At 67.0% G+C, this 2,917-nt stretch carries 4 protein-coding genes; all 4 read right to left on the bottom strand.

Translation table 11 applies throughout. The annotated features are described in order from the left end of the window. The coding region (gene pqqE, locus E8E91_RS15405; RefSeq protein WP_280376574.1) for a pyrroloquinoline quinone biosynthesis protein PqqE at positions 1-1,025 on the bottom strand (1,025 nt) is incomplete at its 3' end. Continuing rightward, positions 994-1,275 (bottom strand): pyrroloquinoline quinone biosynthesis peptide chaperone PqqD, encoded by a 282-nt coding sequence (gene pqqD / locus E8E91_RS15410; protein WP_151133497.1) that lies wholly within the window; start codon positions 1,273-1,275, stop codon positions 994-996. The genes pqqE and pqqD, both read right to left, overlap by 32 nt. Beyond that, entirely contained in the window at positions 1,272-2,024 is a 753-nt protein-coding gene (pqqC, locus tag E8E91_RS15415; protein ID WP_280376576.1) for a pyrroloquinoline-quinone synthase PqqC, read from the bottom strand. Before pqqC ends, pqqD begins: the two co-directional genes overlap by 4 nt. A 53-nt stretch (positions 2,025-2,077) precedes the next feature. Then, positions 2,078-2,917 (bottom strand): pyrroloquinoline quinone biosynthesis protein PqqB (gene pqqB, locus E8E91_RS15420; protein ID WP_280376578.1); only part of this gene is annotated, 840 nt, incomplete at its 5' end.

The raw sequence follows: 2,917 nt of genomic DNA on the forward strand, positions 1-2,917 counted from the left end.
ACCGGGTCGGCGTTGCTGGCATCGCCGGTGAGCAGGAAGGCCTGGCAGCGGCAACCGCCGAAGTCCTTCTCCTTCTCGTCGCAGGAGCGGCAGGGCTCGGGCATCCAGTCGTAGCCGCGGAAGCGGTTGAAGCCGAACGACTCGTACCAGATGTGCTTGAGGTCATGCTCCTTGACGTTGGGGAAGCGTACCGGTAGCTGCCGCGCGCTGTGACAGGGCAAGGCGGTGCCGTCCGGGGTGATGTCGAGGAACAGGTTGCCCCAGCCGTTCATGCAGGCCTTGGGGCGTTCCTCGTAGTAGTCCGGGGTGACGAAGATCAGCTTGCAGGGGTGCTTTTCCGCCGCCAGCTTGGCCCGGTACTCATTCGTGATGCGTTCGGCGCGCTGCAATTGTTCGCGGGTCGGCAGCAGCCCGGCGCGGTTCAGCTCGGCCCAGCCGTAGAACTGGCAGGTGGCGAGTTCGACGAAGTCCGCCTCCAGTTCCAGGCACAGCTCGATGATCCGTTCGATCTGGTCGATGTTGTGCCGGTGGGTGACGAAGTTCAGCACCATCGGGTAGCCCGCCGCCTTCACCGCGCGGGCCATCGCCAGCTTCTGCGCGAAGGCCTTGCGCGAGCCGGCCAGCAGGTTGTTCACCGCCTCGTCGGCGGCCTGGAAACTGATCTGGATATGGTCCAGCCCGGCGTCCCTGAAGGCGTTGACGCGCGCCTCGGTGAGGCCGATGCCGGAGTTGATCAGGTTAGTGTAGTAACCCAGCTCGCGGGCGGCGCGGATCAGCTCCTCCAGGTCCTGGCGCACCAGCGGTTCGCCGCCGGAAAAGCCCAGCTGCGCGGCACCCAGCGCGCGGGCCTGGCGGAACACCTCGATCCACTGCGCGGTCGTCAGTTCCTCGCCCTGCTGGGCGAAGTCCAGCGGGTTTGAGCAGTACGGGCACTGCAGCGGGCAGCGGTAGGTGAGCTCGGCCAGCAGCCAGAACGGCGGCCCCGGCTGGTTTTCAGGCTTCGAGTTGCAACCAGAACTGGGCATGGGCCACCTCGATGAAGGCCAGGATGTCTTCGTTCAGACCGGGAACGTCCGGAAAGCGCCGACGCAGATCGAGAATGATCTGCGCCACCGAACGCTCACCATCCACCAACCGCAGGATTTCCCCGGCGCTCTCGTTCAACCGCACCATGCCCTCCGGATAGAGCAGTACATGGCAGCCCTGGGCCGGCTCCCATTGCAGGCGGAAACCACGGCGCAGGTGGGGCACCTGCTTGAGGTCGAAGTCGCTCATAGGGCAATCCCCCGGTGCCAGACCCGCTCGCGGGTCACGCTGTGATACGGCGGGCGCTCCAGCTCGTAGGCCAGGCTCATGGCGTCGAGCATGCTCCAGAGCACGTCCAGCTTGAACTGCAGGATCTCCAGCATGCGCTGCTGGGCCTCCCAGGTGCGGTAATGCGCGAGGGTGATGCGCAGGCCGTGCTCGACATCGCGGCGCGCTTCTTTCAGGCGCTTGCGGAAGTAGTCATAGCCGCTCGGGTCGATCCAGGGGTAATGCTGCGGCCAGCTGTCCAGCCGCGACTGGTGAATTTGTGGGGCGAACAGTTCGGTCAGCGAACTGCTCGCGGCCTCCTGCCAGCTCGCGCGGCGGGCGAAGTTGACGTAGGCGTCCACCGCGAAGCGCACCCCCGGCAGCACCAGTTCCTGCGAGAGCACCTGCTCGCGGTCGAGGCCCACCGCCTCGGCCAGACGCAGCCAGGCCTCGATACCGCCTTCCTCGCCGGGGGCGCCGTCGTGGTCCTGGATGCGCTGGACCCATTCGCGGCGGGTGTCGCGGTCCGGGCAGTTGGCGAGGATCGCCGCATCCTTCAGCGGAATGCTCACCTGGTAGTAGAAACGGTTGGCCACCCAGCCCTGGATTTGTGCGCGCGTCGCGCGGCCCTCGTACATGGCGCGGTGATAGGGATGATGACTGTGGTAGTAGGCGCCTTTGGCGCGCAGGGCCTGCTCGAATTCGGCGGGAGTCATGGCGGTCTGGCTCATGCTCGGGGTCCTCGTAGGGTGCGCCGTGCGCACCTTGTTGGGTTCGTGGTGCGTTACAGCACGATGCTCATGCCATCCCAGGCCACTTCGATGCCGTGGCGGCCGAGTTCGGCGCGCTCGGCGGAGTCGACGTCGAGGATCGGGTTGGTGTTGTTGATGTGGATGAGCACCTTGCGCGGGCCGTCGATGCCATCCAGCACCTCGATCATTCCGCCCGGGCCGCTCTGCGGCAGGTGGCCCATCTCGCGGCCGAGCTTGTCGCCCACCTCGCAGTGGCGCATCTCGTCGTCACGCCAGAGCGTGCCGTCCACCAGCAGGCAGTCGGCGCGGCGCATCCAGTCGAGCAGGTGTTCATCCACCTGGCCGAGACCGGGGGCGTAGAACAGGCTGCCGCCGGTTTCCAGGTCCTCGATGAACAGGCCGATGTTGTCGCCCGGATGCGGGTTGCCCCGGTGCGGCGAATAGGGCGGCGCGCTGCTGCGCAGGGGAATGGCGGTGAAACGCAGGCCGGCGCAGGCGGGAATGGTGAACGACGGGCTGGCCAGGTCGATGGGCTGCCAGTCCAGGCCACCGTTCCAGTGCCGGAGCATGCTGAACAGCGGAAAGCCGCTGGTGAGGTCCTGGTGGACCATGTCGGTGCACCAGACCTGGTGCGGGCAGCCCTCGCGCAGGCTCAAGAGGCCGGTGACGTGGTCGATCTGGCTGTCCATCAGGATGATCGCGGCGATGCCGGTATCGCGCAGATGGCGCGCCGGCTGCAACGGCGGAAAGGCCTCGAGCTGGGCGCGGATATCCGGCGAGGCGTTGCACAGCACCCAGTCGATGCCGTTGGCGCTGAGGGCGATGGACGACTGGCTGCGCGGCTGGGCGCGGACCTTGCCGCTGCGTACGCC

The sequence above is a fragment of the Pseudomonas sp. BN515 genome, assembly GCF_029873155.1.
Lineage (GTDB): Bacteria > Pseudomonadota > Gammaproteobacteria > Pseudomonadales > Pseudomonadaceae > Metapseudomonas.